The following is a 26,609-nucleotide window of genomic DNA, read 5'->3' as shown; positions in this document are numbered from 1 at the left end:
ATGGGCCGAGCTTAGCGCGGCAAGCGCGCCTGTCAAAGCTCGATCACCATGCCGTCGTAGGCGGGCTCCACGCCCGCGGGCAGCGAGGCCTTCAGCGTCTGGTAATCCATGTCCCACGTCATGTGAGTCAGGACCGCGCGCTCGGGCTGCACCCGTTCGATCCATTCGAGCGTCTGGGCAAGGTGCGTGTGCGTGGGGTGCGGCTCGGGTCGGAGTGCATCAACCACCCAGACCTTCACGCCTTCAAGGGCGGCAAAGGCACTTTCCGGCATCACATTCAGGTCGGTCGAATAGGCCATGTCGCCAAAGCGGAAGCCATAGGAAATACCGTCGCCGTGCCCTTGTTCGAACGGGATCATGGTGATGGGGCCAACCTTGACCGGGCCGTTCATCACATGCGCCTTCGCAATGGCGGGATAGCCGCCTTTCTGGCGGAAAATATAGTCGAACCGGGCTTTCAGCACTTCAAGCGTGAAGGCATCGCCGTAAACCGGCACTTTCTCGCGCGTGACCTGGAAGAAGCCGCGCAGGTCATCGATCCCGTGGGTATGGTCGGCATGATCGTGGGTATAGAAAACGGCATCGAGCTTCCCCACTCCTGCATCCAGCATCTGCTGGCGCAGGTCCGGCGTGGTGTCGACCAGAAGCGTAGTGCCTGCCTCCTCGATCAGGATGCTGGACCGGCGGCGACGATTCCTTGGCTCGTTCGGGTCGCATTTGCCCCAATATTCCGGCAGGCGCGGAACGCCGCCCGACGTGCCACAGCCAAGGATCGTCAGCTTCATCGCATCACTCCCCTGCCCGCACCGGCGGCTTTGCCTTGTCGAACAGGCGGAAGAAGTTGGCCGTCGTGACTTCCTGCAATTCCTCGAAGCTCACGCCTTTGAGGTCCGCCACGAAGCGCGCGGTATCGGCCACAAAGGCGGGCTCGCATACCTTGCCCCGGTGCGGCACGGGGGCAAGGAAGGGTGCGTCGGTCTCGACCAGCAGCCTGTCCATCGGCAGCGCCTTCACGGTCGCCTGCAGGTCCTTCGCACTTTTGAAGGTCACGATCCCGGAGATGGAGATGGAAAGCCCCATGGCCAGCACTTCATCCGCCAGCCACTGGCTTGCGGTAAAGCAATGGATAAGCCCCTTGAAGGGACCACCCTCGGCGATTTCTTGCCCGAGGATAGCCACACAGTCTTCATCCGCGTCGCGGGTATGGATGATCACCGGCAGGCCCGTCTCCCGCGCCGCCCGGATATGGGTGCGGAAGTTCGCCTGCTGCAGGTCGCGCGGCGCGTTATCGTAATAATAATCGAGGCCCGTTTCACCGATACCGACGACCTTTGGGTGTGCCGCGCGCTTGGTGAGTTCCCCGAGCGCCACATTGGGCTCGTTTTCGGCCTCATGCGGGTGGATGCCCACGCTGGCATAAATGTCTGCGTTCGCTTCGGCAATGCGCAGGCATTCGTCAAACTCGCGAAGCTTGGTGTTGATCGTCAGCATAGTGCCAACGCCTGCAGCGCGGGCACGGCCGATCACCGCGCCCTCGTCTTCGCGGAGGCCCTTGTAATTCAGGTGGCAGTGGCTATCGACCAGATATCCGAACCCGTCTGCCATCAGGCAGCCCCTTCGCCCGCCGGCACCTCGAAGCGCGGGAACACGCCTTGCGGCTGGGCTATGGCAGCACCGGGCTTCAACCGGCCAGCTTCGCCAAGCGTATCGAAACCGCGGCCCTCCACTGCCATCTGGTCCAGCATCTTTTCCATCGCCATCGGCATGAACGGCTGGATGAGGATGGCCAGCTGGCGCACACATTCAGCCGTTACATAAAGAACCGTGCCCATGCGTTCGGGATCGGTTTTCTTCAGCGTCCAGGGCGCTTCGTTCGCGATATAGACGTTTGCCTCACCGACCACACCCCAGATGGCATCAAGCGCCAGATTGAAGGCCTGACGGTCCATATGGCCGCGCACGACAGGCAGCAGCCCCTCAACAGCGGCGAGGATCGCCTTGTCGGCATCAGAGAAGGCACCGGGCGTGGGCACGGTGCCATCGCAATTCTTGAAAATCATCGACAGCGAACGCTGCGCCAGATTGCCGAAATTGTTCGAAAGGTCGGCATTGCAGCGGATGAGGAAAGCGCGTTCCGAGAAATCGCCGTCGTTGCCAAAGGGTACTTCACGCAGAAGGAAGAAGCGGACGGGATCAAGCCCGTGGCTTTCAATGAGCGCGAAGGGGTCGATCACGTTACCAAGCGATTTCGAAATCTTCTGGCCTTCGTTCGTCCACCAGCCGTGCGCGAACACGCGCTGCGGCACCGGCAGATCGGCGGCCATCAGGAAGGCAGGCCAGTAAACAGCATGGAAGCGCAAGATATCCTTGCCGACCATGTGCACATTGGCTGGCCAGTATTTCTCGTAGGTCTCGCTGTCCGTATCGGGATAGCCGATGGCGGTCAGATAATTCGTCAGCGCGTCAATCCAGACATACATGATATGCCCCGGCACATCCGGCACCGGCACGCCCCAGCTGAAGGTGGTACGGCTGATTGAAAGATCCTCAAGGCCGCCCTTCACAAAGCTGCGCACCTCATTGAGGCGCGATTTTGGCAGCACGAAATCTTCCTGTGTGTCGTAAAGCTCCAGGAGCTTGTCCTCGAAGGCTGACAGCTTGAAAAAGAAGCTCGGCTCCTCCACCCACTCGACAGGCGCGCCGGTCGGGGCCACTTTGGCGCCGTCCGGACCATCGATGAGCTCAGCTTCGCCGTAGAAGGCCTCGTCGCGAACCGAGTACCAGCCAGCGTATTTATCCTCGTAAATATAACCCTTTGCGACGAGTTCTTTCCAAAGATGTTGAACAGCTTTCTTGTGCCGATCCTCGGTGGTGCGGATGAACTGGTCGTTCGAGAAATTCATCGCCTTGGCGAGATCGCGGAAGCGTTCAGACACCCGGTCGCAGAAGGCCTGCGGATCGACACCGGCTTTCTCGGCGGACTTCTCCACTTTCTGGCCATGCTCGTCGGTACCGGTCAGGAACATCACGTCGAAGCCATCCAGCCGCTTGAAGCGCGCCAGCACGTCGCAGGCAAGCGTCGTGTAGGCGTGGCCGATGTGCGGCACATCGTTCACATAGTAAATGGGCGTCGTGATGTAATAGGACGGCCGGTCGGTCATGGCATTCTCACGGGATAAGGACTGAAAAAACGAGCGGTCAACCCTGCCCACGCGCCACGGCCATGGCCGAGGTGAAGAAGGAAAGGATGACCTGCTTGCGGTCCAGATTGACCGCATCGGCGCGGGCAAACTGCTGGCCCACCTTTTCCCACAGCGCGAGCCAGCGATCAACCCCCGCAAGCGTGCCAAGACGCTGCATCGCCGCTGTTTCGCCCGGCACCACTTCAGCACCGATCACGCCGGAGGCCGTAAAGCGCACCAGCCGCTCCAGCCAACCTGTCGTCAGGGTCACAAAAAGCCGGTAGTCGGCATCGTTCTTGGCAGCGGCGAGCGTGTCAGCAAGGCCGTGCACGGCGGTCATGGTAAGGTCCGGCAGCGCCGCCATCATGCCCGACAGCGTTTCATAAAGCACCATACCACCCTGCGCCTGCAGCGCAATCGCCCTGCCCGGCGCACCTTCTGATAGGGCGGCGAGCCCTTGCAGGTTCACGGTATCGAGATCAGGGCAGCGGATGGACAGCACATTTGCCACCTCGCCTGCCGAAAGCGGCCTGAGCGCCAGGGTGCGACAGCGGCTGCGGATCGTCGGAAGCAAACGTCCCGGCGCATGCGCGACGAGCAGCAGGATGGATTTGTGTGGCGGTTCTTCCAAAAGCTTCAGAAGCGCGTTCGAGGCCGCTGTATTCAGTTCATCAACCGCATCGATGATGGCGATCCGCCAGCCGCCTTCAGCGCTGGTCTGCTGGAAAAAGCTTGTCAGCCCGCGTACATCATCAATCGGGATTTCCGTGCGCATCTTGCCGGTCTTTTCATTGACCGTGCGCTCGATCACCCGGATGCCACCGTGGCCACCTGAAAGAATCCGCTGGATCACAGCATTTTCCGGGTCGGTCGCAAGGCTTTGGGGCGGCTCCTTCGGCAAGGCATCACCGAACAGGCCGCCGGCATCCGCTTCTTCGGTCGCGTCTTCCGCGCACAGGAACTTGGCTATCCGCCAAGCCAGTGTGGCCTTGCCTACGCCCTTGGGGCCGGTGATGAGCCACGCATGGTGCAAGCGCCCACCAAGATAAGCGTCCAGAAAAGTGCGCTCCGCAGCTTCATGCCCAACAAGATCGCGAGTGAAGCGCGGGTCGTCCTCGAAAGTCGGGCTGGTTCCTGCCTCTGCCATGTCAGTTGAGTCCCAGCCGTGCCTGCGCGGCGGCCCAGATTGCTGCCTCGACAGCATCGGCATCACCGGTCGCGTCGATCAGTGTGCAGCGATCCTTGTGGGTTACGGCAATCTGGCGGAAGCCATCCGCGAGCGCTTCGTGGAAGCTTTTCGGCATGCGCTCGAACCGATCCTCACCGCCCTGCACCTGCCCCTCCCGGTGACCGGCACGGGCAAGGCCCATCTCAACCGGCAAGTCGAGGATGAGCGTCAGGTCCGGCGCCATGTCACCAAGCGCGAGCCGCTGCAAGTCTTCCATTTTTTGGGCACCAAGGCCGTGGGCATAGCCCTGATAAGCAATGGTGGAATCGTAGAAACGGTCGGAAATCACCCATTCGCCGCGCTCGAGTGCCGGCAGAACAGTGCGGGCCACATGATCAGCCCGCGCGGCAGTCACCAGCAAGGCTTCGGTCATCGCGGTCCAGCGACCGGGTTCCCCGGTCACCAGAAGGCCACGGATTTCCTCCGCCCCTTCCGATCCGCCGGGTTCGCGGGTTAGCAGCACCTTTATGCCTGAAGCCTGCAGCCGGGCGGCGAGGCGGCGAATCTGGGTCGATTTCCCAGCGCCCTCCCCGCCTTCAAGCGTGATGAACCGGCCGCGTGCCACGATCACTCGGCTGTCGCAGGTTGCGCCTCGGCGGGCGCGCTGGAGCCGAAGATGAAATAGCTGAGCGCCGCACCAAGGCGGCCAAAGCCGCTGATTTCCTCAACAGAGGCGCCAGCAACGAGCGGCACAGTCACATCCTTGCGGTCCGGGGCGCTGATCGTCAGCGAGCCGAGCTCCTGCCCCTTGGTGATCGGCGCCTTCACCGGCCCCATATAATTAACCGTCACCTGCATCTTGCTGCGCTGGCCGCGCGACAGGGTGATGCCGAGGTCATTTTCTACAACAAGCGGCACGGTGCCAGCCTGTCCGAGCCAGACATCGGCATTGTCGACAGCCTCACCAGCCTTGAAGAGCGGATAATAGCCGAAATTGCGGAAACCATATTGCAGCAACCGCTCGCTCTCCCGTGCACGTTCCGCCATGGAGGAAAGCCCGCCGACGACAAGGATCAGGCGGCGGCCTTTCTGCACAGCCGAAGCCGTAAGACCATAGCCCGATTCTTCCGTGTGGCCGGTCTTCAGGCCGTCAGCACCCGGGAAACGGCCAAGCAACGGATTCCGGTTGAAGCGGTTGGATTTGTAATCCTTGTAGAGATACTCGCGAACCTTGAAGAGCTCGTAAAGCTCGGGGAAATCAGTCGCCAGATGATAGGAAAGCGTCGCAAGATCACGCGCGCTCATCTCATGGCCTTCCGCCGGCCAACCGTTGGCATTGAGGAAATAGCTGTTCGTCATGCCGATTTCCTGCGCCTTGGTGTTCATCCACTCGGCGAAGGTATCGTGGCTGCCTGCCATATATTCAGCCAGCACCACGCAGGCATCGTTACCGGAAAGCACGATAATCCCCAGAAGCAGGTCCTTGATGGTGACCACGTCATTGGGGCTCAGGAACATGGTGGAGCCCTGATTGTTCCACTTGCGCCAGGTATCGGGCGAAACGGTCACCTGGTCCTCAAGGCTCAGCTTGCCGCGCTTGATGGCATCGAATGCCATATAGACGGTCATCAGCTTGCTCATCGAGGCCGGCGGGAACGGCTCATCGGCATTCTTTTCAAACAGTACCGTGTTGGTGCTGGCGTCCAGGAGGATCGCTTCGCGCGCCGGCGAGTCCATTTCCTGGGCAGTGGCATTGGCCGTGAGGGCGACTGCCAGCAAACCAGCAATCGCAGAAGTCTTCAGCATCGTCTTGTTCCCGGATGGTTATTTGGTTTCAAGGTTCAGAAGTTGGTTTAGCGGCTCATGACGCGCGCGTCAAAAAAGCCGTTGGAAACGACCTTCGAAAGCACGCTATCAGCCATATCTTTCAGCGAGAAAGGTCCGATCCGCACGCGCCACAGACGGCGACCGCCGGCATCCACCGGTTCGATCTCTGCCTGCTCGCCGATTGATTCGAGCTTGCGGGCCTGCGCCTCGGCGCCGGATCGGTCCGAAAACGCACCGATCTGCACAAAATGGCCACCAGAAGCCGACGATGCCACGACAGGCGCCGGTGTCCGCACCGGCGATGTGGCAACCGGCGCCGCAGGCAAAGGCTCGCCGGCCGGTGCATCCAGGCTTTCTTCCATCAGAACATCATTGGAGGCAACCTGCGCCGGTGCAGCTTCACGCGGCCCTTCGCTCAGAGCGCGACCCGTGGAAAGCGGATTGCCATATTCATCGCTCACCTGCACCCGGACCTTGGTCAACCCCTGTGCGTGGAAGCCGAGGAGCTGGGCACCGCGCCGCGATATATCGATGATGCGGCCGGAAACGAACGGCCCCCGATCATTCACGCGAATGACCATCGTACGATTATTCTCTAGGTTCGTGACCTTGACATAGGACGGCAGCGGCAGCGTCTTGTGGGCTGCCGACAGAGTATTCATGTCGAAGACTTCGCCGTTCGCCGTCTTCTTGCCGTGAAACTCGGTGCCATACCATGAGGCATAGCCGGTCTCGTCATAGGCCGGGTCATCCTTCGGATAATACCAGACACCCGCCACCTGATAGGGATTGCCGATCTTGCGGCCATCCTTGGTCATGGGGATGCTGCTGCTGCGCGCCGTGGGCACCGACGAGCCTTGATGAGAAGGGCCGCTCGAGCAGGCGGCGACAAGAACCGAGGAAGCAACCAGAATGGAAAGCGGAAGACTTTTCAAGGCACGGACCTATTTGAACGTGTCGGACAGGAGCCCGACTGCAAGCGCATAACGGAATGCGGGATTGTACCGCATGATCGAGCAAAAGTTGCCATAAACCAGATAGGCCTGGTCGTCATCTTCATCACCCACAACAAGTGCTGCAGCGATATCGACGGCAGGCAGATCATCACCCGAAAGACGGCGGATACCAGCAGCCTGCCAGTCAGCAAGCGACCGCCAGCCACCAAGCGTCTTGTAGGCCTTGCAGTGGGCGGGCGGAGCCACGCCATCAGCCTGCTGGCCAACCATATCCGCACCGCCTTTCTTCGGCAACCGGACCGGGCGGCCCCAAGTCTCGTTCCCTTTCCAGCCGTTCATGTTCAGATAGTGCGCGATGGAGCCGAAAACATCGGCGTGGGATGTCCAGATATTGCGGTGGCCGTCGCCGTCCATATCCACGGCGAAACGCAGATAGGCTTCCGGCATGAATTGCGGCTGGCCAAGCGCGCCAGCCCAGCTGCTTTTCATCTCATCGAGGTCGGCATAACCACTATCAACAATTTCAAGGGCTGCAAAAAGCTCGCGCCGGAACCGGTCGGCCCGGCGCTTGTCATAGGCAAGCGTGGCGATCGTGTCGAAAGCGGAATAGGTGAGCGGGATGGTCCCGTAGTTGGTCTCGATCCCCCAGATAGCAGCGATCACCCTGCCCTGTACGCCGTATTTCTCAGTGGCGGCAGCAAGCGCATCCGCATGCGCGACAACCATTTCCGCCCCCTTCGCCTTGCGCCAGTCGGAGACGCGCTTCTGAAGATAGGTGGCGTAGGTTTCCTTGAATTCGGGCTGGGCCTTATCGCTTTTGATCACCCGCTCGATGGGGCTGATGCCGGGCAGCACGTTATCAAGCGTGGCTTCGCCGATACCACGCGACAGCGCCTCGCTGCGCACACCGGCAAGCCATTCGGTGAAGGCGGGATCCTGGGCGGGTGTTTTGGCCTCGGCAGAGTCGTTGCCCAGCGACGGGGCGCTCATGGTGGTTGCCAGCATGAGGGCCGCGGCCAGACTTTTGAAACTCTGCATGTGTTCCCCCCGGAAAGCTCGAAACGTTGAATCAAGTTTAGGCAGTCGCGGGCCAAACTCAACCCTCAAACCCGGCTTTTTAATGGCAGGCGCGGATGATTGGCAAGGAAAGCCTTCTTTCGCCATATGATAGCCGAAATCAGACCCGGATCCGCGCAAAAGAAAACGGGCCGGCGAACAATCGCCAGCCCGTCTCTTGAATGGTGAGCCCAACAGGATTCGAACCTGTGACCTACTGATTAAAAGTCAGTTGCTCTACCAGCTGAGCTATGGGCCCCCATCGGGAACGGGGCGGAACATAGGGGCATCGATTTCATCGGTCAAGGAAAAGTAACGCCCCTTACGCATTTTTCCATAAACCCTAATAATATTGCGGGTTTGCGGGCAAGTTTGTAGCATTAGGGCATGCCATCAGGTTCCAGCAGAATGATTATGATCAAGGCCTTGTCAACGCTCGCCTTTACGTTTGGCCTCGCCGTCACGTCCGCGGCGCAAAAAGCGGTCGCCGACGACATTCCCGTTTGCGAACCGGGCATGCTTGATGTGGGTGGCCCGTCCCGCTGCCGAGCCCCGACATCGGACGCCACGGACATCCTGATCATACGCCCCGGTGGTGGGATGACGACGACACGCTTGCCGCTTGTCTATATTTTCGGTGGTCCGGGTCTTTATCCCGACCGTCAGTTCCCGCGCATGCAGGCGCTGGCGAACCGCTGGCAGCGTGTCCTGCTGGTCGCCGTGCCCCCGGGGCTGGATAGCAAGGCCCCGTCGGACCTTGCCTGTGCAGGCGAACTTGCACCACGCCTCTGGGAAGCAGCCGAAACACCCGAGGCCGCCCGCCCCATGACCAATGACCCCGTGCCGCCGCTCAGGGCCTGCCTCGATCACCTTGGCAAGCTCGGAGGGCGTGCTGCGGATCTCGGCACCGTTGCCACTGCAAGGCGCTTGGCGGGTGCGCTGGCCGCGCTGAACACTGCCAAGGTGGATATCCTTGCGGAATCATACGGCGCCCGCATCGCCCTTGATGTTGCAGAGCTTAGGCCCGATCTCGTGCAGGCGCTTGTCCTTGATTCCCCGGAAACGCCATGGGTGTCCAGTTTCTGGCACAGTGGGCAGAATCTGATCATAGCCCTCGATAATCTGCAGGAGGCCTGCCGCTACCGGCGGAAATGCCCTACACGCGGCCGCTATATGGCAGAAAAATTGCTGACCCGGCTTGCCGCCTTCGACCAGGCATCCGCACCGGCAATGCGCCTGCGTGACCAGATGTCCGGCGAAACGCTCGGATATGTAAAGCCCGCGCAAGCGCATCTTGAACTGCGCCTTGTTTCCGCGCTCGCGAGCCCCGTGGAAGCCGGGCACCTACCCTATATCGCCGCATCCCGCAGCGACGCGGACCTGCAACGCCGCTTCGCAAGCCTCATCAGTGGCTATGTGCTGGATGATACCCCTGCGCTCAGTTTCGCCGTCCATCATATCGTCCGCTGCAGCGAATGGCCCATGGCGCGCTGGCACCGGGCCCTTGATGCCGATGCAGCCACCCACCCGGCCCTGAGCCCGATGCTGACTTACCTGAAAGCCCGCCAGCAGCATATTTGCACAGCACTTGATGTTGCGTCCCCCGAGAGCATCGCCAAGCCCTCAGCGCCGCAGATGCCGACCTTTGTCCTGAGCGGCACGCTCGACCCCGTAACGCCAGCCAGCAGTGTCGACAAGGCCTTCTCCAGCGATGCCATGGTCCGCCGGGGCCTCTATGTCAACGCCGGGCACGTGGTTCAACTTGCGGCGGGTTGCGTGCTCGACGATATCGACGCTTTCTTCCGCAGCCCGGAAGCGCAAGCGCCAACCACCTGCAAGCGAGACGACCTGCAGATACCCTTCTTCCAGCCGATTTCAGTGCGCTAGGACCTAGAGGGGCTCAATATCGCCGCGCGCATAGTCGGCCCGGAAGGCATTTGCATGCTCGGTCAAACGTCCCTCAGCAATCGCTGAGCGCAAGCCCGCCATCATATCCTGATAAAACTGCAGGTTATGCCAGGTCAGCAGCATCGCGCCGAGGATCTCCCCCGCCCGGATCAGGTGATGCACATAGGCGCGGCTGTAGTTTGTGCAGGCCGGACAGGCACAGCCCTCAACGATGGGGCGCGGATCGTCCTTGTGGCGGGCATTCTTCATATTGATGGGGCCATAGGGCGTGAAGGCCTGCCCGGTGCGGCCTGATCGCGTGGGCAGCACGCAATCAAACATGTCGATCCCGCGTTCCACCGCGCCGACGATATCGTCAGGCTTGCCGACCCCCATCAGGTAACGCGGTGTGTGCTTCGGCATCTTCGGCATGGTGAAATCAAGGACACGGAACATCTCTTCCTGGCCCTCGCCCACTGCAAGTCCGCCCACTGCATAACCGTCGAAGCCTATATCGGTCAGCGCATCGATCGACTGGAAGCGCAGGTCCTCATAGACCCCGCCCTGCACGATGCCAAAAAGCGCCGAGCGCGCGGCATGAGCTTCACCGCTGTTGAACCCGTCTCGCGACCGTCTCGCCCAGCGCATGGAAAGCTCCATCGACGACCGTGTCTGCTCATAGGTCGCAGGGAACGGCGTGCATTCATCGAAGCACATGACGATATCCGAACCCAGAAGCCGCTGGATTTCCATCGAGCGTTCAGGCGTGAGGAGGATCTTGCTGCCATCAAGGTGCGACTGGAAGGTCACCCCCTCCTCGCTCATTTTGCGAAGCTCGGCGAGCGACATGACCTGAAAACCGCCGGAGTCGGTGAGGATCGGCCGGTCCCAGTTCATGAATTTATGAAGCCCACCCAGCCGGTCCACCCGCTCGGGCGTCGGGCGCAGCATCAGGTGATAGGTGTTGCCAAGAAGGATGTCGGCGCCAGTCGCGCGGACATTTTCAGGCATCATGGCTTTCACCGTGCCTGCGGTGCCCACCGGCATGAAGGCAGGCGTGCGAATGTCGCCGCGCTTCATATGGATGGTGCCCGTGCGGGCTGCACCGTCAGTCGCATGAATATCAAATCTGAAGCGTTCGCGTTCGGTCATGTCTCGTCTCGCTTCGGGAAAAGGAGGCTGCTGTCGCCGTAGGAATAGAAGCGGTAGCCTTCGTCCACCGCCATCTTGTAAGCCGCCTGCATGCGATCAAGCCCCGCAAGCGCACTCACCAGCATGAACAGCGTCGATTTCGGCAGGTGGAAATTGGTCATCAACAGGTCAATGGCCTTGAAGCGGTAGCCGGGCGTGATGAAGATCGCTGTGTCGCCCTCAAACGGTTTCACGATGCCATCGTCACCGGTCGCGCTTTCCAGAAGCCGGAGCGATGTGGTGCCAACCGCCACGATCCGCCCCCCACGCGCCCGCGCGGCATTGAGGCGTGCCGCCGTTTCGGCGCTCACCTCGCCCCATTCGGCATGCATCTTGTGATCGTCCGTGTCGTCAGCCTTCACGGGCAGGAAGGTGCCGGCGCCGACATGCAAGGTGACAAACACCCGCTCCACACCCCTGGCATCGAGCTTGGCCATCAGTTCAGGCGTAAAGTGCAGGCCGGCTGTCGGCGCCGCCACAGCACCGGCACGGTCCGCATACAGGGTCTGATAGTCTTCAAGGTCGGCGTCATCCACCGGGCGCTGCGCCGCGATATAGGGCGGCAGTGGCATCACGCCATGGCTTGTCAGTGCATCGGTCATCGCGTCCGGTGCCACATCGAATGCAAGGCGTCGCTCACCAGCATCGCCCACTGCGATCACTTCGGCAGTCAGGCCCGAAAAATCGAGCCTGTCGCCAAGTCGGCATTTGCGCGCGGGCCGGGCGAACACGTCCCACACGGTGGCGTCGACGCGCTTGTGCAGGGTCACTTCCACCTTGGCGTCCCCCCGCTTGCCGAAGAGGCGACCGGGGATCACACGGGTGTCGTTGAAAACGAGGATATCGTCCGCCGTCAGATAGTCGGCAAGATCGATGACCTGCCGGTGTTCGGTCGCATCCGGCTTCACCACCATCAGGCGTGCAGCATGGCGCGGCTTCGCAGGGCGAAGTGCGATCCGGTCGTCAGGCAGGTCAAAATCGAAAAGGTTTACGTCCATGGGCGCTGGCTTTAGCCGAAAGCGCCCATGACCTCAAGCGAAAGACGGGCGGTTATTCCTTCACGTCTGCCGCCACCTGCATCTTCACGATCTTGCTGGGATTGCGGGGCGGCTCGCCCACAGCGATCTGGTCCACGAACTCGATGCCGGAAATCACACGCCCCCAGACGGTATACTGGTGGTCAAGGTGGGCCACACGGGTGAAGCAGATGAAGAACTGGCTGTCGGCGCTATCCGGGTCGGTGGCGCGCGCCATCGATACAGTGCCCCTCAGGTGGGGTGCGCCGGAAAATTCAGCCGCAATATTCTGGCCAGAACCGCCCATGCCGGTGCCGGTCGGGTCGCCGCCCTGCGCCATAAAGCCGGGGATCACGCGGTGGAAGACTGTGCCATCGTAAAAGCCCTGGCGCACCAGTTCCTTGATACGGGCAACATGGTTCGGAGCCAGATCGGGGCGCATGGCAATCACCACCCGGCCGCCGGTATCGAGGTCCAGGTACAGGGTATTTTCGAGGTCTTGCGCTTCTGCGGCAACTTCACTGGTCATAAGTCCCACCATCATCATCAGGGCATAAAGGAAAGGTTTCATCGGGTGCTGTTTCCCCGCTTCTCGGTTCTCAAGATTTATTGACTTTCGCCCGAACGGCCTCGGCCACAGCGGGCGGCACGAAAGCATCGATCTTGCCGCCATAGATGGCAACTTCCTTGACGAGCTTCGACGCGATCGTCTGATAGCGCGGATCGGCCATCAGGAAAACCGTCTCGATAGACGGGTTGATCTGATAGTTCATCCCGGTCATCTGGAATTCATATTCGAAATCCGCCACGGCACGCAGGCCGCGGATGATGATATTCGCGTTCATCCGCTCGGCAAAGTGCATCAGCAGTTCATCGAACTGGACGACCTCGAAGGCGACTTCGGCCTTTTCGGCCAGCGGGCCAGCCTCGCGCATCACCATCGCCACACGTTCTTCCAGCGTGAACATCGGGTCCTTGCTGGGATTGGTGGCCACGCCGATGATCAGCCGGTCCACAAGCGTCAGGCTGCGCCGGATGATATCGATATGTCCTTTGGTGATCGGGTCGAAGGTACCCGGGTAAACGCCGATGCGTTCTATGCTCACGATAATTCCCCCCGTTCGGTGACCGTCAGGCATGGCGCCGCCCATTGCCGGGCAACCGCTTTCGTGCAACATTCCCGAACGAACCGGAAATTACAAGTCATCACCGACAGTTCGAGGCAAATCTCTTGGTCGACCCCCTGCTTTTTACCGGCTTTCTGGCGGCAACGGCCCTGCTTGTGCTGTCGCCCGGCCCCATTGTCAGCATGATCATCGCCGAAACGCTTGGCCGCTCCAGCCGCCACGGCCTCGCGGTCGCGCTGGGCGCCGGTGTCGTGCTCGTGTTGTTCCAGATAATCTATATCGCCGGTTTTTCGGCCGTGCTGATGGCCCTGCCCGACTGGGGCTTTACGGCAATCCGTTATGGCGGGGTCATACTCCTCGCCCACATGGCCATCCAGATGCTGCGCTCCAAAGGCAATGTCACGATTGGTGCCGCGCCCGACAAAACGCCCGCACAGGCCTTCCGGCATGCCATGCTGCTGTCAGCCACCAACCCGAAAGCGATCCTGTTTTTCGCCGCCTTCTATCCGCAGTTCATCAGCCGGGACCTGCCAGTGACCCCGCAGCTCATTGTCATGGGCTTCGGCTTCCTGATCGTCGCAGTCGGCGGGGACTGCACCTGGGTCGCGGCATCGAGCTATGCCCGCACGTGGCTGGTGAAAAAGGGTGGTGCCCGTTTCGTCACGCGGCTCGCGGGCGGTGTGCTGCTGTGCGGCGCGCTTCTCCTGTTGCTTGTCAACCCGGCCTGAAAAACAAAAGACGTCCATTAGGATGGACGCCTTTTTTAATGTTTCACCTGAGGCCAGAGATTACTCTTCCGATCCACCTTCTTCGGCGACAACGCCACCTTCAGCGACATCAATGCCTTCAACGGCTTCCATGCCCTCTTCATCCTCGCCACTGTCGAGGAGCTTGGCGACCGAGACGATATGCTCGTCATCTGCCACCTTGAAGAGCGTGACGCCCTTGGTGTTGCGTGCGGCGATGCGCACATCATGCACCGGTGTACGGATCAGTTTGCCCTGATCGGTCACCATCATGATCTGCTCTTCTTCGGTGATCGGGAAGACGGCAACAACCGGGCCGATCTGGTCGCGCAGGCGATCATCCGACGGGCCGTTCCAGATACCCTGTCCGCCGCGGTTCGTCAGACGGTATTCGTGGCTTGAGGACCGCTTGCCAAAGCCGTTGTCCGTTACCGTCAGCAGGAACTGCTCGGTCGCCTTCAGTTGCGCCATGCGCTGCGGCGAGAGGGTCGGCTCGGCAGGCTCGGATTTCCAGTCGGCAGCCCTGAGATACGCGTCACGTTCCTCGGTATCCGCATCCGTGCCGTTGATCACGCACATGGAAACGATGGATTCGCCCTCGCCGAACTTCATGCCGCGCACACCCGTGGCGGTGCGGCCAACGAACAGGCGAACGTCCGTCGCCTTGAAGCGGATGGCCCGGCCGCCCGATGCTGCCAGCAGGACATCATCGTCCTCGGTGCAGGTTTCAACGCCGATAAGCTTGTCGTCATCGTTATCGAAGCGGATGGCGATCTTGCCGTTCGACAGCACGTTTGCGAAGTCCGACAGCCGGTTGCGGCGCACATTGCCCTGGGCGGTGGCGAACATCACGTTGAAGTCGCCCCAAGTGTTTTCATCCTCCGGCAGCGGCAGGATCGTCGCGATGGTTTCGCCCTGGCTAAGCGGCAGGAGGTTGATCACTGCCTTGCCTTTCGATTGCGGTGTGCCGAGCGGCAGGCGCCAGACCTTCAGCTTGTAAACCTTGCCGATGTTCGAGAAGAACAGCACCGGCGTGTGTGTATTGGCCACGAACACCTTGGAGAGGAAATCCTCGTCCTTCGTCTGCATGCCCGAGCGGCCCTTGCCGCCACGACGCTGCGCCCGATAGGTGGAAAGCGGCACGCGCTTGATATAGCCCGTGTGGGTCACGGTCACGACCATGTCCTCGCGGGCGATCAGGTCTTCATCATCGAACGCGCCGCCACCGAGGATATCGATTTCGGTCTTGCGGTCATTGCCGAACTCGTCGCGAACGGCTTCGATCTCAAGCTTCAGCACTTCGTAAAGACGGGCACGCGACCCGAGGATTTCGAGATATTCGCGGATCTTGATGGCCAGCTCTTCGAGCTCGCCGCCGATCTCGTCGCGGCCAAGCGCCGTCAGGCGGTGCAGGCGCAGCTCAAGGATGGCTTTCACCTGCGCGTCGGAAAGCTGGTAGAAACCGCCTTCCTTCAGGTCGCCGACCTCACCGATCAGCTCCAGATACGGCAGGATTTCCGCCGCGTCCCATTTGCGGGCCATCAGGGCCTCGCGCGCATCGGCCGGCGACGAGGCGCCACGGATGGTCGCCACCACTTCGTCGATATTGGCAACGGCGGTCACGAGGCCGACCATGATATGAGCCCGGTCGCGCGCCTTGTTCAGCTCGAACTTGGTGCGGCGGGTGATCACTTCCTCGCGGAAATCGATGAAGGCCTGAAGGATGGTGCGCAGGCCCATCTGCTCCGGCTTGCCGCCATTCAGGGCCAGCATGTTGATGCCGAAGCTGGTTTGCACCGGGGTGAAGCGGAACAGCTGGTTCAGCACCACATCAGGCACCGCATCACGCTTCAGTTCCACGACAACGCGCACGCCTTCGCGGTCGGATTCGTCGCGCAGTTCCGAAATGCCCTCGATCCGCTTGGTTTGCACACATTCGGCAATCTTTTCGATCATCGAGGCCTTGTTCACCTGATACGGGATCTCGGTGATAACGATGGCCATCCGGTCCTTGCGGACCTCTTCAATGTGTGTGCGGCTGCGGATGGTGATCGAGCCACGGCCCGTCTCATAGGCCTGGCGGATGCCGCCGGCGCCAAGGATAATGCCACCCGTCGGGAAATCAGGGCCCTTCACATATTCCATGAGCCCGAGATCGTCGATCTCCGGATCCGCGATCAGCGCCAGCACGCCATTGATCACTTCGGTCAGGTTATGCGGCGGAATGTTCGTCGCCATGCCGACGGCGATACCGGCACCACCATTGACCAGAAGGTTCGGGAAGCGCGCCGGCAGCACGACCGGCTCATGTTCGCTTTCGTCATAGTTCGGCTGGAAATTAACCGTGTCCTTGTCAATATCGGCAAGGATCATCGAGGAAATCTTGTCCATCCGGGCTTCGGTGTAACGCATGGCCGCGGCGCTGTCGCCGTCCATCGAGCCGAAGTTGCCCTGCCCGTCGATGAGTGTGGCGCGCATGGAGAAATCCTGCGCCATCCGCACCAAGGCATCGTAAATCGCGCTGTCGCCGTGCGGGTGATATTTACCCATCACGTCGCCGACGATGCGGGCGGACTTGCGGTACGGCTTGTTCCATTCATAGCCGTTTTCATGCATCGAATAGAGGATACGGCGGTGCACCGGCTTCAGGCCGTCGCGCACGTCCGGTAGGGCCCGCGACACGATCACGCTCATGGCGTAATCGAGGTACGAGCTTTTCATTTCCTCTTCGATGGTGATCGGGAAGATGTCCCGGCCTTGCGGCTCGATCGGCGTAGTGTCGCTCACGCGTGTTGCCCTTAGGATTGTTGGCGGAAAAGCAGGCGAGCCCGCCTCCGCGAGGATCGGCTATTTTGGGGCAGGTGTCGCAGAAAACCGCGATATCTTGTCCCCGCTGGTGCTTTTCTAGCAAGCCCCGCGCCCCCGCGCAAGAAATCATCCGTCCTCTCGCTCACCCCCTTCAAAAAGGCTGGACCAGCGAAGCGCGGGCCGGTAAAAGGTGCCGACTTCTCGAAACGCGGAAGAGTGGCCGAGTGGTTTAAGGCAGCGGTCTTGAAAACCGCCGTGGGTGCAAGCCCACCGTGGGTTCGAATCCCACCTCTTCCGCCATGAAGAAACGGCCTCGCTTGCGGGGCCTTTTCTTTATGATGAAGCCGGGTGCGGTGGACGACCCACCGGTTCGGGACGGGCGCTAGCCCGGCCGGCGCATCAGGGATGCGGTCCGAAGGACCAGAAACAGGCCAACGCCTGTTTTTTGCCAATCCCGCCTCTTTCTCCATCCGCTTCATCCCGCTATGCTTGCCGCCGATACGATCAGGAGAAGCAAACCATGCCAGATAGCAACCTCCCCGCCGGCGTCGTCCATGATCTGCCGGACGACCTGAAAGACGCGCTGCTTTCGCGGCCCGGTGCGCTGGCCACATGGATGGATATCACCCCGCTTGCCCGCAACGAATGGATTTGCTGGGTGGAGGACGCCAAGAAGGTGGAAACCCGCCTGAAACGCATCAACTGGGGCTGCGAGAATCTCGAGGAAGGCAAGCGCCGCCCCTGCTGTTGGCCCGGCTGCAAACATCGTTGACGCCGCGCGAACGCACCATCATATGATGGCATGATGTGAGGCCACGTCCTCCCCCATCTGCATATGCGAACACACGCGCTTGCATGGGTTTCAAGTCCGGTACGGCCCGGCTCTTTAAGCAAGGAGAGCCGGTCATGGCCTGGATATCCCTTCTGTTCGCCGGCCTTCTGGAAGTCGTCTGGGCTTTCTTCATGAAGCAGTCTGCGGGTTTCACGAAACTCGGCCCCAGCCTTATCACCGGCGCCGCGATGCTCGGCAGTATCGTCCTTCTGGGATACGCCATGCGGAGCCTGCCGCTTGGCACGGCCTATACGGTGTGGACCGGGATCGGGGCGGTTGGGGCCTTTGCCGCGGGCGTGCTGTTTCTGGGCGAAAGCACAAGCCCCCTGCGGCTCGTGGCTGCCGCACTCATCGTCGCAGGGCTCGTGCTGATGAAGATATCAAGCGCAGAGTGACCTGGAAGGGCGGAATTGCATTTTCGGGCGGCGCCGTTAGATTGGGCCACCTTATGCCGCACCAACCTGACGGAGTCGCCCTTTGAACGCCCCTGCCCTGTATCAGGAACTTGAAAGTCATCTTCGTCAGGGCGCCACGGGCCGCGCGCTCGATATTGCCCGGCAGATTGCCGCGGCTGGCGGCACCGTTCCCTGGATGGCGATTGCCAAAACCTGCCACGAGCGCGGTGACCGGGCGGGCGAGGAAGAGGCCCTGTCCCGCCGCCTGCGCGAACAGCGCGGCGACATCGGCGCCATTTCCGGCCTTGCGGAACTGAAACGCGCGCAGGGGGACCGCCGGGCCGCGCAGAATTTCTACCGCCTTGGCCTCAATACGATTGCCCAGCTTGCGAATGTGCCACCGCCGCTTCGGTCGTGGGCCGAGCGGGCGCAGGCGTATATTCAGGAAGGGATCACGGCATATGCCGCGCATCTGGACGACCAGATGAAAGCGGCCGGCATCGATGTAGCCGCCAGCAGCCCGCGCATTCGCGAGGCGTTCGACCTGCTCACCGGCCGCACGCCCCTGTATCTGCAACAGCCGAGCATGTTCTTCTATCCCGGCCTGCCACACCGCGCCTGGTATGAACGCGAGGAGTTTGACTGGGTGCCGGCGCTGGAGGCCCGCACAGAAGCCATCGCGGCAGAACTTACGGCCCTCATCGACACGCCGGACGATTCCTTCGCGCCCTATGTGCAGGCCCCGCCGGGCCGCCCGGCGCCCAACAATCCCCTTCTCGATGACCCGAGCTGGGGTGCGGCCTATCTGATCAAAAGCGGCGAACGCCAGCCGCTGGCCGACCTTTGCCCGGCGGCGATCGACGCGCTTTCCCTTGCGCCGCAGCCGGTGATCGAATCCCGGTCGCCCATGGCGCTTTTCTCGCGCCTCAAGCCCGGCACGCATATCAAGCCGCACCACGGCCTCCTCAACACGCGGCTGATCTGCCATCTGCCGCTGATCGTCCCTGATGGATGCGGCCTGCGGGTCGGGCCGGAAACGCGGGCCTGGCAGGAAGGCAAGCTTTTCATCTTTGATGACAGTTTTGAACATGAAGCCTGGAACCGGGGCACATCGGACCGCACAGTCCTGTTGTTTGAAATCTGGCGACCGGAGATACCCGAGGAAGACCGCAATGTCCTGACCGCACTATTCGCCTCCATAGACCGGTTCGAAGAAGACGCCTGACAGCGGCCAAATGAAAAGGGCGCCCCGAGAGGCGCCCTTCCGTTGTTCGGTTTCCGGGACCGGTCAGGAGGCAAGCGCCTCGTGCTTGATCGTCTCGATGAAGCGCTGGGTGACCGTACGGATCTGGTCGGACGTCACTTTCAGTTCCTGCGACGAACTGGCGACCCGCACCGCGACCTGACTGTTCGATTCCGCCGCTTCCGCCACCGAGGTGATGCTGGTACTGACCTCCGACGTGTTGGAAGCCGCGTGCGACACGCTGCGGGCGATCTCGTTCGTCGCAGCGCGCTGCTCTTCCACGGCCGAGGCAATGGCCGCCGCCATGTCGGTGATCTCGCGGGTCACGGCCTCGATGTTCGAGATCGCTTCGGCGACCGACTTGGTCTGGTCCTGCACGGCTTCGATCTGGGCGCGGATTTCGTTCGTGGCATTGCCTGTCTGGCTGGCCAGATTTTTCACCTCGCCCGCGACCACGGCAAAGCCGCGGCCGGCATCCCCCGCACGCGCTGCCTCGATGGTGGCATTGAGCGCCAGAAGGTTCGTCTGCTCGGCAATATCGCTGATCAGCTTCATCACATTGCCGATGGCCACAGCCGAATCCTCGAGCGCGCGCATGTCTGTCCGCGTACGGGAGACAAGCTCGGCCGCGTCCGCCGTGCGGCGGGAGGTGCGGTCGATTTGCTGGGCAATTTCCTGAACGCTGCTGTCCATTTCCTCGGTCACGCTGGCGACGGACTGGACATTCTCGCTGGAACTGACCGCCGCGCGGGCCACATTGTTCGCCTGTTCCTGCGTGGTGACTGCCGCACTCGACATGGTGTTCGACACTTCGTTCAATAGGTCGACAATCTGGGTTACCCGCGCGAAATCGCCTTGTGCCGAGGAATCATACTCGGTGATCAGGCTGACGATGCGGGCTTCCTTCTCTTCGCGGCGACGCAGGATTTCCGCCTGACGCTCGGCTTCAAGCTGGCGTTCGCGTTCCTCGCGCTCGCGCTCCTCACGCTCACGGCGGGCTTCCAGTGAACGCTGCTCCTCGGCTTCCGCCTCGAGCCGCTGGCGCTCGATCGCGTTTGATTTGAAGACCTCGACCGCACGCGCCATGTCGCCCACCTCGTCAGCCGAGTCAGTGGATGGCACGTTGGTATTGAGCGCACCTTTGGCGATATCGGTCATCGCGCGCGTCATCGCCCGGATCGGCTTTGCCACGAAATGCAGCATCATCCAGATCACGAGGCCCGAAATCACGAGCGTGGAGCCAAGCGAAATCATCTTGACGAGATTGAGGCGTTCGAGCGCCATCCCGGCATTGAATGTGGCCGCCTGTGCCTTTTCATTCATCCCGGCATTGAGAGCCGCACTCAGTTTCTCGATTTCCGCGAAAAGGTCTCCGGGCTCGCCCGACACTTCAACAGCCTTGGCGAGATTGAGCGTCTTGTAATTCCGGGCCTGTTGCAGTTGCTTCTCGGCATAGCTGGTGCGCCATTCCATCGCCTTGGTACGCAGCGTTTCGAGATTATCGGTTTCCCGCTGCATGCCGGTATCGGAATCGAGCCCCTCGCGGAAACGCTTGTAGGCCGCATCGAACTGCTCCACACCGCGGTCATACTGCGGCAGGACCGATCGATCGGCGGTTACGAGGAGATACAGAAGAGCGCTGCGCTGGGCCTCGAGCCCGCGGTTCAATGCCTGAAGATCGTCCGACATGGTGCGCAGCCGGTCAACCTCAGCATTGGCGTCGCCCACGCGGTCCGCTTCCACGGTGGACCAGATATTGAGCGCAATGGCAACAAGCACGATCAGGCCGAGTGAAAGCCCGAGCTTGGCAATAATTGATAAGTTACTGAATATTCTGGACATTGCGTGCCCTCCTACTGGCGCCGGGCAAGTTCGGTCAGATTGACCTCGAATGTTGCATGGCCAATGGCGCGGCCATTCTCATCCGTAATTGTCACGTTGGCCTGCGAGCGGACGGTTTTTGTGTCTTCATCCCGCTCAGGTTCGTCTATGAATACGGCGGAAGGTCCCACGCCATAGGTGTTTTTGAACTTGGCTTCATCGCCCTGCCAATAGTCCGACGTGATGGCACTTTGGCCGGCGTTCAGGCCGTTCTGGTCGGTGATGAATATCTCGGTGAAGAGCCCCAGCGATTCCGCCTGAATCTGGGTCAGATACATGGACGCCGGATTGTTGAGCGCCGCCGCGATAAGCGGCTGGTCATCCTGCTGCCGTTCCTGCACCCATTGCGCATCCAGCTTGTCGATCTCCGACTGCCCCAGATTACCGTATTTCCGGTTCTGGGACCGGACCGTCATCTGCACCACCGGATGCGCCAGTATCTCGCGTAATTCGGCGACCAGTTTGTCGTCGATCAGGCTGGCGGACTGGGCCGTGGCAGGCAACGCGGCCGCCATCAGCAGCGCCCCCGCCAGCACACCCTGCCCGATCATTTTCATGAGACACGAAGTGAGTTTCAATCTGGCCTCCCTTTCCGATCAGCCGCTGAAAAACGAACTATCTGCTTTACCAGTCGACACCGAGCCGCAGCCCGATCATGTCGGCACCATTATCGAGGCCGGGGATCGAAACATCCGAGTGCCCATATTCTACGATGGTCCGGAGATAACGGTTCATGTACCAGCTGAGGCTGAGGATATAGCTTTCCATCTCGCCGCCATTGATGCCGGCGCCGTTGAGTTCAACCCGGTCATACCGCCCGGTCAGCATCCAGAGGCCGCTACCGCCTTCGCCGAAGGGGTTGGCGACCTTGGGCCGTCCCCATACGCCACCAGCGGGGTCCAGCGGGCGAGTTTCGCCGGTCAGGATATAGCCGATCTCGGCATAGCCACCCGAGAAACCGCCGCTTTCACCGGCCGCACCAATGTCCTTTGCGTCAAGAACGGCGAATTCGGCCGCGCCGTAGAATGGCCCGTTCGAGAAGGCCGCCTCCGCGCCCACCATCATGTCCTCTTCCTGCCCCGTGAAGCTCAGGAGCGTGCCGGACTGGTTGGACGTTCCCTTGGTACGATAGGCGAGCCGTGCATCGGGGAATTTGCGCCAGCGGCCCGAAAGACCGACCATCCAGGCGCCGTCGGCTTCAAGCTTGCCGCCGTATGTGCCTCGCAGCGCTGTGGTAACGCCCTCATCCGTGTTGGAAATCGCTTCGTTCGTGCCCTGGAAGACACCTGCGGTGAAGCCCCAGTTTTCGCCCTCGGTGCTCGCCTTGATGCCCATGCCGCGTTCAAGCCCGAAAGCATTGCGGAAGGCGCTGCGCTCCAGCACGCTGGTCAGGCTAACAGGCGTCAGCCATTCAAGCGAGTTCGGCACCTTGCTGTGGCCGACCGTGTAGGTCCAGTCGCCTTGCGTGAACGCGACGAACGCATCTTTCACCGAAACACTGTTGGTGCCGAAGTCGGCTTCGAAACGATAGGCGATATCGGGGGCGGCCTTGCCTTCAAGGCCGAACCAAGCGGCGCGGAGCTTGGTTCCGGAATAGTCGAACGTGTCCCGGTCATCGCTGCCCATGCCCCAGTCGGCCATCATGCGGCCGCGGATATTGAAGCTGAGGCTGCCATCGGCTGTGGCAACCGCAGGTGCGGGATCCTTGCTCGCGACCACGGCGACATTGGCTGGTACGTCGCGTTTTTCGGCAACCTGCACTTCACTGCCCGCGCCCACAAGTTTCTGCACGAGCGTCTCAAGCGCTGCGACCCGCGCCTCAAGACGCGCAATGGTTTCCTTGTCCTCGGCAGACGACTGCGCGAGAGCGGGCGGCGTGAGTGATGTGGCAAACAACAGCGAGAAAAGGCCTGAAGCCAGAAAGCTCCGTTTCATATTCGTCTCCCCATATATGAAGAAGCACCGGAACTACTCGCGTACCATACAACATCCTAAATAATTGGTAAAACGGGCAACTCAAATTCCGGAATTGACCGTTTTTACCAAAAAAGTTGCCCTAAAAGCTTCATCAGGCCGAAGCGAGATAGGCTTTGGTCCGATCAAGCCACGCCCGAATCTTTGGCCGCCTTTCGAGCGAGAAGCCGCCATCTTCGGCGAACTGGGTATAGGCAATGAGCGCCACATCGGCGAGACTGCAGTGCGGGCCGACAAGCCAGCCATGACCATCCAGATGGTTTTCCATCAGATCGAGGGCGGCATTCCCTTTCTGTACCAGTTTCGGGTCGATCTGGCCTTCCTCCCAACCAAGGTAGAGCCGCTGGAACCGGGCAACCGCGATTGTAGGTTCGTGGCTATATTGCTCCCAGAAAAGCCACTCGTCCATCTTGGCACGCTCCCACGGGTCTTCCGGGATCAGATGGCTGCCTCCCGCCAGATAGCGGATGATCGCATTGGACTGGCCCATACCCCGCCCGTCGGTCATCACGATGGTCGGCACTTGTCCTGCCGGGTTCACCGCCAGGATTTCGGGCCGCTTGGCCTCCCCCTTCATGATGTCGGTATCGACCCAATTGTAGGGAATGCCCAGATGGTCGGCCACATATACCACCTTCAGGCAATTGCCTGATCGCTTGTCGCCATAAACTGTCAGCATGTCGTTTCTCCTTGTGTCGTGAGGTTGAAGCCGGGTGCATTGCCCGACCCTTGTTTATGCCAAAGCCGCATTTTCCACGGCCTCCCCGGCAATTTTCGAAAGATAGTCGATGGTTTCGCGGCGGCTAGCTGCCCAGTCCTGATCTTCGGCAAACGATAACAGACGCGCTGCAAACCCCAGCGCCGTCACATCGTCCGCCGGGTCACCGAAATAGGCTGGCAGTTCATGCTGGTTATTGATCGCCTGCCGGATGATCAGCGACACCATATCCCTGGCCGCGACGGGATTTGCCGGTTCACGGACCAGCGCGATTTCCAGATAGTCCTTCGGCTCCCGGCCGTCGGGAATTCGATAGTCATAAAGCCGGGCGAGCCATATGCATGGCTTTGCCTCGCCGGGCATTTCTTCCATCCAGGCAAGCAGCGCCGGCCGGACAATTTCCTTGAAAAGCAGAAAGCGGATCAGTTCCTGTGGCCTTGAGAAATCGGCAGCAGCGTCGACCATCCGGATTGTAAACGAACGCCGCTCTGCGGCGTCACCCCCCCGCGCCTCTGCAAGAAACGCATCAAGGTCTCGGTTCGCCGCATCCTTCAGGCCGCTGGCAAGATGCCGGCAATAGGCGGCAAAGCCAGGCCAGCGCCTGCAGACCTCGGGGTCCGCCGACACTCTTTCTAGGTGAGTATGATCGTCGTCGACCAGCATAAAGGAAGCTCCTGATCCGGTGAGAGGTTAGTCAGACATCGTCCGGTCGGCAATCCGCTTTGCAGCGCAAGGCGAGTGATTAATATTTATGCATTGCATATTTTATGAGCAGTTTGCGACAATGCAGAATCGGGTAAATATCTATTAACGTATTGAATATATTTAACTATTCATTCTGGCACGCTTCGTGCCTTTAACCTCCCGGTAACCAATAACATTATTACACCAACTTCGGGAGGCTTCATGAAATACATCATTGCGATTGTTAAGCCGCACCGCCTTGATCCCGTAAGGGAGGCTCTGAATGAGCTGGGCATCAACGGGATGACCGTTTCTGAGGTGCAGGGCTATGGCCGTCAGAAAGGCCAGAAAGAAATTTATCGGGGCGCCGAATACGAGGTGCATTTCCTGCCCAAGGTGAAACTTGAAGTCGCCGTCGCGAGCGAGCTTGCCGAGCGCGCCGTCGAGGCCATCAAGTCCGCCGCCCACACCGGCCAGATCGGTGACGGCAAGATTTTCGTCCTTGATCTCGGCCAGGTGGTGCGGATCCGCACCGGCGAAACCGATAGCGAAGCGCTCTAGGAGGGCATTTACAGATGAAATCCTTTATCAAAGCAGCGCTCATGGGCGCCCTCTTCACCAGCCTTGCCACCCTCCCCGCGCAGGCTGCCGTGGACGGCGAGACCCAGTTCCTGTTGAACACCTTCCTCTTTCTCGTGATGGGTGCGCTCGTCATGTGGATGGCGGCGGGCTTCGCCATGCTCGAGTCCGGCCTTGTCCGGTCGAAGAACGTCGGCGCGATCTGCCTGAAAAACATCAGCCTCTTCGCCGTTGCCTGCATCATGTTCATGCTCTGTGGCTACAACCTTCTCTATGGCGTCGACGAGGGCGGCTATCTTGGCACCTTTGCCTTCTGGGCAGCCGACGATAGCGGTGTCCTCGCCGAGGGCGCAGTGATCGAAGGCGGCTATGCGGCGGCTTCAGACTTCTTCTTCCAGGTCGTTTTCGTGGCCACCGCAGCCTCGATCGTCTCCGGCACCATCGCCGAGCGCGTGAAGCTCTTCCCCTTCCTGATCTTCACCGCCATCCTCGCGGCCGTGATCTATCCGGTCCAGGCCAGCTGGGTCTGGGGCCAGGGCTGGCTGACAGCCATGGGCTTCAAGGACTTCGCCGGCTCCACCCTCGTCCACTCCACCGGTGGCTGGGCAGCCCTTGTCGGTGCCGTTCTCCTTGGCGCACGCCGCGGCAAATACGGCGCTGACGGCAAGCCGCGTCCGATGCCCGGCTCGAACCTCACCCTCGCCACGCTCGGCACCTTCATCCTGTGGCTCGGCTGGTTCGGCTTCAACGGCGGTTCGCAGCTCGCCTTTGGCTCGGCTGCTGACGGTGTGGCCGTCTCCAATATCATCCTGAACACCAACATGGCCGCGTGCGGCGGTGTGGTGGCTGCGATGATCGTTACCCGCCTTGTTTACGGCAAGGTGGACCTGTCGATGGTCCTGAACGGCGCCCTTGCCGGGCTCGTCTCGATCACCGCAAGCCCCGATACCCCCACCCTTGGCATCGCCACCCTCATCGGTGCCGTCGGAGGCGTCCTCGTTGTCTTCACTGTCCCCCTCCTCGACAAGCTGAAGATCGATGACGTCGTCGGTGCAATCCCCGTGCACCTTGTCTGCGGGATCTGGGGCACCCTCGCTGTGTCGCTCACGGCCGACGTATCCTTCGTGACCCAGCTGATCGGCGTTACCGCCATCGGCGCCTGGGTTGTGGTAGCCAGCCTTGTGGCATGGCTCGCCCTCAAACTGACCGTCGGCATCCGCCTGTCGCCAGAGGAAGAAGATCTCGGCACAGACATCACCGAACTTGGCCTGGAGGCATATCCCGAGTTCGGCCGGGGGTCGCAGAAGCTGGTCTGATCCGTGGGGGAATGGGTCTGACC

Annotated in this window: 25 protein-coding genes and 2 tRNA genes; 8 read left to right on the top strand and 19 right to left on the bottom strand. The window is 60.9% G+C overall.

The features are described from left to right. Window positions 1–32 precede the first annotated feature (32 nt). From OU694_RS05225 to OU694_RS05185, 9 genes are all read right to left on the bottom strand, one after another. Complete coding sequence (locus OU694_RS05225) at window positions 33–785, bottom strand: MBL fold metallo-hydrolase (RefSeq protein ID WP_308909925.1); 753 nt, start codon at window positions 783–785, stop codon at window positions 33–35. 4 nt (window positions 786–789) lie between these two features. Beyond that, complete coding sequence (locus OU694_RS05220) at window positions 790–1,605, bottom strand: TatD family hydrolase (protein WP_308909924.1); 816 nt, start codon at window positions 1,603–1,605, stop codon at window positions 790–792. Beyond that, window positions 1,605–3,161 (bottom strand): methionine--tRNA ligase, encoded by a 1,557-nt coding sequence (gene metG / locus OU694_RS05215; protein ID WP_308909923.1) that lies wholly within the window; start codon window positions 3,159–3,161, stop codon window positions 1,605–1,607. Before metG ends, OU694_RS05220 begins: the two co-directional genes overlap by 1 nt. Window positions 3,162–3,198: 37 nt before the next feature. After that, on the bottom strand, window positions 3,199–4,329 hold the full coding sequence (locus tag OU694_RS05210; RefSeq protein ID WP_308909922.1) for a DNA polymerase III subunit delta': 1,131 nt from the start codon (window positions 4,327–4,329) through the stop codon (window positions 3,199–3,201). 1 nt (window position 4,330) lies between these two features. Then, on the bottom strand, window positions 4,331–4,975 hold the full coding sequence (tmk, locus tag OU694_RS05205; protein WP_373460254.1) for a dTMP kinase: 645 nt from the start codon (window positions 4,973–4,975) through the stop codon (window positions 4,331–4,333). A 2-nt stretch (window positions 4,976–4,977) separates the two neighbouring features. After that, window positions 4,978–6,156 carry a D-alanyl-D-alanine carboxypeptidase family protein gene (locus tag OU694_RS05200; protein ID WP_308909920.1) on the bottom strand — a complete coding sequence of 393 codons (1,179 nt, stop codon included), beginning with the start codon at window positions 6,154–6,156 and terminating at the stop codon, window positions 4,978–4,980. A 47-nt stretch (window positions 6,157–6,203) separates the two neighbouring features. After that, window positions 6,204–6,995 (bottom strand): septal ring lytic transglycosylase RlpA family protein, encoded by a 792-nt coding sequence (locus OU694_RS05195; RefSeq protein ID WP_308909919.1) that lies wholly within the window; start codon window positions 6,993–6,995, stop codon window positions 6,204–6,206. Between the two features lie 126 nt (window positions 6,996–7,121). Further along, entirely contained in the window at window positions 7,122–8,171 is a 1,050-nt protein-coding gene (locus OU694_RS05190; protein WP_308909918.1) for a lytic murein transglycosylase, read from the bottom strand. A 201-nt stretch (window positions 8,172–8,372) separates the two neighbouring features. Beyond that, window positions 8,373–8,448, bottom strand: a tRNA-Lys gene (locus tag OU694_RS05185). A gap of 155 nt (window positions 8,449–8,603) precedes the next feature. Between OU694_RS05185 and OU694_RS05180 the strand changes: the two genes are divergently transcribed. After that, window positions 8,604–10,076 carry an alpha/beta hydrolase gene (locus tag OU694_RS05180; protein WP_308909917.1) on the top strand — a complete coding sequence of 491 codons (1,473 nt, stop codon included), beginning with the start codon at window positions 8,604–8,606 and terminating at the stop codon, window positions 10,074–10,076. A gap of 3 nt (window positions 10,077–10,079) precedes the next feature. Here the strand turns inward: OU694_RS05180 and tgt are convergent, their stop codons facing one another. Genes tgt through coaD form a run of 4 tightly spaced genes read right to left on the bottom strand, consistent with a single transcriptional unit; the run spans window position 10,080 to window position 13,383 of the window. Further along, window positions 10,080–11,228, bottom strand: coding sequence for a tRNA guanosine(34) transglycosylase Tgt (tgt, locus tag OU694_RS05175; RefSeq protein WP_308909916.1), 1,149 nt, complete (start codon window positions 11,226–11,228; stop codon window positions 10,080–10,082). Continuing rightward, window positions 11,225–12,265 (bottom strand): tRNA preQ1(34) S-adenosylmethionine ribosyltransferase-isomerase QueA, encoded by a 1,041-nt coding sequence (queA, locus tag OU694_RS05170; protein WP_308909915.1) that lies wholly within the window; start codon window positions 12,263–12,265, stop codon window positions 11,225–11,227. The genes tgt and queA overlap by 4 nt, the downstream gene beginning before the upstream one ends. 52 nt (window positions 12,266–12,317) lie before the next feature. After that, window positions 12,318–12,854: a peptidylprolyl isomerase gene (locus OU694_RS05165; protein ID WP_308909914.1), complete on the bottom strand. Its 537-nt coding sequence runs from the start codon at window positions 12,852–12,854 to the stop codon at window positions 12,318–12,320. A 28-nt stretch (window positions 12,855–12,882) separates the two neighbouring features. Continuing rightward, the gene (gene coaD / locus OU694_RS05160) at window positions 12,883–13,383 is read right to left on the bottom strand and encodes a pantetheine-phosphate adenylyltransferase (protein WP_373460253.1); all 501 of its coding nucleotides are present in this window, start codon (window positions 13,381–13,383) and stop codon (window positions 12,883–12,885) included. Window positions 13,384–13,514: 131 nt separating this feature from the next. On the opposite strand from coaD, the gene OU694_RS05155 reads away from it, so the two are divergent. Beyond that, window positions 13,515–14,138, top strand: a complete 624-nt coding sequence (locus tag OU694_RS05155; protein WP_308909912.1) for a LysE family translocator — start codon at window positions 13,515–13,517, stop codon at window positions 14,136–14,138. A gap of 60 nt (window positions 14,139–14,198) precedes the next feature. On the opposite strand, the gene gyrA is transcribed toward OU694_RS05155, so the two are convergent. Further along, on the bottom strand, window positions 14,199–16,943 hold the full coding sequence (gene gyrA / locus OU694_RS05150) for a DNA gyrase subunit A (RefSeq protein ID WP_308909911.1): 2,745 nt from the start codon (window positions 16,941–16,943) through the stop codon (window positions 14,199–14,201). Window positions 16,944–17,174: 231 nt separating this feature from the next. Between gyrA and OU694_RS05145 the strand changes: the two genes are divergently transcribed. The 4 genes from OU694_RS05145 to OU694_RS05130 all read left to right on the top strand — a co-directional run bounded on the left by OU694_RS05145 (window position 17,175) and on the right by OU694_RS05130 (window position 19,416). Continuing rightward, a tRNA-Ser gene (locus OU694_RS05145) sits at window positions 17,175–17,264 on the top strand. 220 nt (window positions 17,265–17,484) lie between these two features. Further along, window positions 17,485–17,736, top strand: coding sequence for a YdeI/OmpD-associated family protein (locus OU694_RS05140; protein ID WP_308909910.1), 252 nt, complete (start codon window positions 17,485–17,487; stop codon window positions 17,734–17,736). 134 nt (window positions 17,737–17,870) lie between these two features. Beyond that, window positions 17,871–18,191: a DMT family transporter gene (locus OU694_RS05135; RefSeq protein WP_308909909.1), complete on the top strand. Its 321-nt coding sequence runs from the start codon at window positions 17,871–17,873 to the stop codon at window positions 18,189–18,191. Between the two features lie 82 nt (window positions 18,192–18,273). Then, the gene (locus OU694_RS05130) at window positions 18,274–19,416 is read left to right on the top strand and encodes an aspartyl/asparaginyl beta-hydroxylase domain-containing protein (RefSeq protein WP_308909908.1); all 1,143 of its coding nucleotides are present in this window, start codon (window positions 18,274–18,276) and stop codon (window positions 19,414–19,416) included. A gap of 63 nt (window positions 19,417–19,479) precedes the next feature. Here OU694_RS05130 and OU694_RS05125 read toward each other — a convergent pair whose 3' ends face one another. The 5 genes from OU694_RS05125 to OU694_RS05105 all read right to left on the bottom strand — a co-directional run bounded on the left by OU694_RS05125 (window position 19,480) and on the right by OU694_RS05105 (window position 24,670). Further along, window positions 19,480–21,276, bottom strand: a complete 1,797-nt coding sequence (locus OU694_RS05125) for a methyl-accepting chemotaxis protein (RefSeq protein WP_308909907.1) — start codon at window positions 21,274–21,276, stop codon at window positions 19,480–19,482. 11 nt (window positions 21,277–21,287) lie between these two features. Then, window positions 21,288–21,893 carry a hypothetical protein gene (locus tag OU694_RS05120; protein ID WP_308909906.1) on the bottom strand — a complete coding sequence of 202 codons (606 nt, stop codon included), beginning with the start codon at window positions 21,891–21,893 and terminating at the stop codon, window positions 21,288–21,290. A gap of 46 nt (window positions 21,894–21,939) precedes the next feature. Further along, window positions 21,940–23,250 carry an OprO/OprP family phosphate-selective porin gene (locus OU694_RS05115; RefSeq protein ID WP_308909905.1) on the bottom strand — a complete coding sequence of 437 codons (1,311 nt, stop codon included), beginning with the start codon at window positions 23,248–23,250 and terminating at the stop codon, window positions 21,940–21,942. A 133-nt stretch (window positions 23,251–23,383) separates the two neighbouring features. Next, the gene (locus OU694_RS05110; RefSeq protein ID WP_308909904.1) at window positions 23,384–23,968 is read right to left on the bottom strand and encodes a glutathione S-transferase family protein; all 585 of its coding nucleotides are present in this window, start codon (window positions 23,966–23,968) and stop codon (window positions 23,384–23,386) included. Between the two features lie 54 nt (window positions 23,969–24,022). Further along, window positions 24,023–24,670, bottom strand: a complete 648-nt coding sequence (locus OU694_RS05105) for a hypothetical protein (protein ID WP_308909903.1) — start codon at window positions 24,668–24,670, stop codon at window positions 24,023–24,025. Between the two features lie 243 nt (window positions 24,671–24,913). Between OU694_RS05105 and OU694_RS05100 the strand changes: the two genes are divergently transcribed. Both OU694_RS05100 and amtB read left to right on the top strand, forming a co-directional pair. Then, window positions 24,914–25,252, top strand: coding sequence for a P-II family nitrogen regulator (locus OU694_RS05100; RefSeq protein WP_289502301.1), 339 nt, complete (start codon window positions 24,914–24,916; stop codon window positions 25,250–25,252). A gap of 14 nt (window positions 25,253–25,266) precedes the next feature. Continuing rightward, window positions 25,267–26,586, top strand: a complete 1,320-nt coding sequence (gene amtB / locus OU694_RS05095; RefSeq protein ID WP_308909902.1) for an ammonium transporter AmtB — start codon at window positions 25,267–25,269, stop codon at window positions 26,584–26,586. Window positions 26,587–26,609: the final 23 nt, after the last annotated feature.

The sequence above is a fragment of the Pseudokordiimonas caeni genome (assembly GCF_026719705.1).
GTDB classification, from domain to species: Bacteria; Pseudomonadota; Alphaproteobacteria; order Sphingomonadales; family Kordiimonadaceae; genus Gimibacter; species Gimibacter caeni.
Note: the sequence above shows the minus strand (reverse complement) of the source record. Positions and strands in the feature narration are given on the sequence as shown.

Coding starts and splice junctions, on each gene's coding strand:
- OU694_RS05225 (WP_308909925.1), bottom strand. CDS start 785: ATGAAGCTGACGATCCTTGGCTGTGGCACGTCGGGCGGCGTTCCGCGC.
- OU694_RS05220 (WP_308909924.1), bottom strand. CDS start 1,605: ATGGCAGACGGGTTCGGATATCTGGTCGATAGCCACTGCCACCTGAAT.
- metG (WP_308909923.1), bottom strand. CDS start 3,161: ATGACCGACCGGCCGTCCTATTACATCACGACGCCCATTTACTATGTG.
- OU694_RS05210 (WP_308909922.1), bottom strand. CDS start 4,329: ATGGCAGAGGCAGGAACCAGCCCGACTTTCGAGGACGACCCGCGCTTC.
- OU694_RS05200 (WP_308909920.1), bottom strand. CDS start 6,156: ATGCTGAAGACTTCTGCGATTGCTGGTTTGCTGGCAGTCGCCCTCACG.
- OU694_RS05195 (WP_308909919.1), bottom strand. CDS start 6,995: ATGACCAAGGATGGCCGCAAGATCGGCAATCCCTATCAGGTGGCGGGT.
- OU694_RS05190 (WP_308909918.1), bottom strand. CDS start 8,171: ATGCAGAGTTTCAAAAGTCTGGCCGCGGCCCTCATGCTGGCAACCACC.
- OU694_RS05180 (WP_308909917.1), top strand. CDS start 8,604: ATGATCAAGGCCTTGTCAACGCTCGCCTTTACGTTTGGCCTCGCCGTC.
- tgt (WP_308909916.1), bottom strand. CDS start 11,228: ATGACCGAACGCGAACGCTTCAGATTTGATATTCATGCGACTGACGGT.
- queA (WP_308909915.1), bottom strand. CDS start 12,265: ATGGACGTAAACCTTTTCGATTTTGACCTGCCTGACGACCGGATCGCA.
- OU694_RS05165 (WP_308909914.1), bottom strand. CDS start 12,854: ATGAAACCTTTCCTTTATGCCCTGATGATGATGGTGGGACTTATGACC.
- OU694_RS05140 (WP_308909910.1), top strand. CDS start 17,485: ATGCCAGATAGCAACCTCCCCGCCGGCGTCGTCCATGATCTGCCGGAC.
- OU694_RS05135 (WP_308909909.1), top strand. CDS start 17,871: ATGGCCTGGATATCCCTTCTGTTCGCCGGCCTTCTGGAAGTCGTCTGG.
- OU694_RS05125 (WP_308909907.1), bottom strand. CDS start 21,276: ATGTCCAGAATATTCAGTAACTTATCAATTATTGCCAAGCTCGGGCTT.
- OU694_RS05115 (WP_308909905.1), bottom strand. CDS start 23,250: ATGAAACGGAGCTTTCTGGCTTCAGGCCTTTTCTCGCTGTTGTTTGCC.
- OU694_RS05110 (WP_308909904.1), bottom strand. CDS start 23,968: ATGCTGACAGTTTATGGCGACAAGCGATCAGGCAATTGCCTGAAGGTG.
- OU694_RS05105 (WP_308909903.1), bottom strand. CDS start 24,670: ATGCTGGTCGACGACGATCATACTCACCTAGAAAGAGTGTCGGCGGAC.
- OU694_RS05100 (WP_289502301.1), top strand. CDS start 24,914: ATGAAATACATCATTGCGATTGTTAAGCCGCACCGCCTTGATCCCGTA.
- amtB (WP_308909902.1), top strand. CDS start 25,267: ATGAAATCCTTTATCAAAGCAGCGCTCATGGGCGCCCTCTTCACCAGC.